Origin of the sequence: Spirillospora sp. NPDC049652 (assembly GCF_040675125.1) — a bacterium.
Lineage (GTDB): Bacteria > Actinomycetota > Actinomycetes > Streptosporangiales > Streptosporangiaceae > Spirillospora.
In genome coordinates, this window is the sequence record NZ_JBFAOF010001271.1 from 1 (window position 1) to 1,671 (window position 1,671).

The following is a 1,671-nucleotide window of genomic DNA, read 5'->3' on the forward strand; positions in this document are numbered from 1 at the left end:
CTGCCTCCGGACCTCTGCGACCCGGCCACCGGGCGCGGCATGGAGGCCACGAGCTCCAGCAGCCAGCCGTCGCTGATGGAGCGGGCCGCGTCGTCCGGATCGCGGAGCTGGATCAGCCCGCCGCCCGCGACGCCCGCCGCGTGCACGACGGCGTGCACCGGACCGAGTTCGGCGACGGCCCGCTCGCCCGCCACGCGCAGTCCCTCGGGGTCGGTGACGTCGGCGGTGAGGACGACGACGCGCGCGCCCAGCCGCTCCAGCTCGCGGACGGCACTGGCGCGGCTCGCCGTTTCGGTGTCCGGCCGGGTGCCGTCCTCGGCGGACGGCAGGCCGGTGCGGGAGACCAGGGCGAGGCCCGCCCCTTCCGTCCGGGCCAGTTCGCGGGCGACGGCGAGGCCGACTCCGCCGAGACCGCCGGTGATCAGGTAGTTGCGGCCGCGCGGTGCGTCGCCCGCCGGTTCCAGCCGGACGGGCTGGTGGCCGGTGGTGAAGCGCCGCCGCCCGCGCAGCGCGACCACGGCGGGCCCGCCGCGTCCGGACAGTTCCTCCAGGAGCTGCGCGGCGACCCCGCCGGGGGTGGCGGCCGACAGCGAGACGTCGACATTGCGGCAGCTCAGGTGCGGGTGCTCCAGGGGCAGGACCCGGCAGACGCCGAGGACTGTCGCGGTCAGCGGCGTCCCGGATTCGGTGCCCGCGACGACGTGCAGCTCGTCGGTGACGACGGTGATGTCGCACGGGTCGTCGCCCGGCTCGCCGCCGAGGGCCCGGCCGAGCGCCAGCAGGCTGCCGAAGCCGCGGGCCGTGGCGTCCCGCTCGTCCGCGTCGGGAGTGAGGCCGAGCGTCCAGAGGTGGACGATCCGGTCGGGACGGCGGCCCTCGCGGCGGAGCGCGGCGAGGAGTTCGGCGAAGTCCGGCGCGTCCTCGCGGGTGAGGGTCGTGACCGAGGCGGCGGACTCCGCGAGGGCGGCGGCCAGTGCCTCGCCGACTCCGGTGCCGTCCGCGAGGAGCAGCCAGTGCTCTCCGGCGGACGGCGCGCGGGCCGAGCGCGGCGGAAGCGTCTGCCAGGAGGGGACCTGGAAGAAGTCCGCCACGTCGGTCTTCCTGACCGGCCCCGCGGACGGAGCGGGAGCCGTGGCCCGGGCGGATGCGCCGGTCGTCGCCGCCCAGTGCCTGCGGCGCTGGAACGGGTAGGTCGGCAGCGACACCCGCCTGGGCGTTTCGCCGTCCCGGACCAGGTCGCCGGGGTCCGCGCCGAGCAGCCACAACCGGCCCACGGCGGACGCGAAGTGCCGCTCCTCGGACTCGGTGTCGAAGGCCCCCGGCAGGCTCGGCACCGCCGGCTCCGCGCCGGGGCTCACCTGCGTGGCGAGGCTGCCGAGGGACTGTCCCGGGCCCAGCTCGACCAGCACCCGGCCGCCGGACGGCTGCTCGTCGAGCGCTGCCAGCCCGTCCGCGAACCGGACCGGCCGGAGCAGGTGCGCGCCCCAGAACGCCGGGTCGGTGGCCTGGTCGCCGGTGACCCACATGCCGGTGACGTTCGAGACGTACGGGATCTCGGGCGGACGGCGCGGGACGCCGTCCACGAGCTCGACGAAGGCGTCCAGGACCGGGGCCATCATCGGCGTGTGGAACGCCTGCGCGGTGGGCAGCCGCCGGTAGGCGACGCGCGCT

At 77.1% G+C, this 1,671-nt stretch carries 1 protein-coding gene; it reads right to left on the reverse strand.

What is annotated here, in order from left to right:
- Nucleotides 1-1,671 (reverse strand): SDR family NAD(P)-dependent oxidoreductase (locus AB0J52_RS39335; RefSeq protein ID WP_500188190.1); only part of this gene is annotated, 1,671 nt, incomplete at both ends.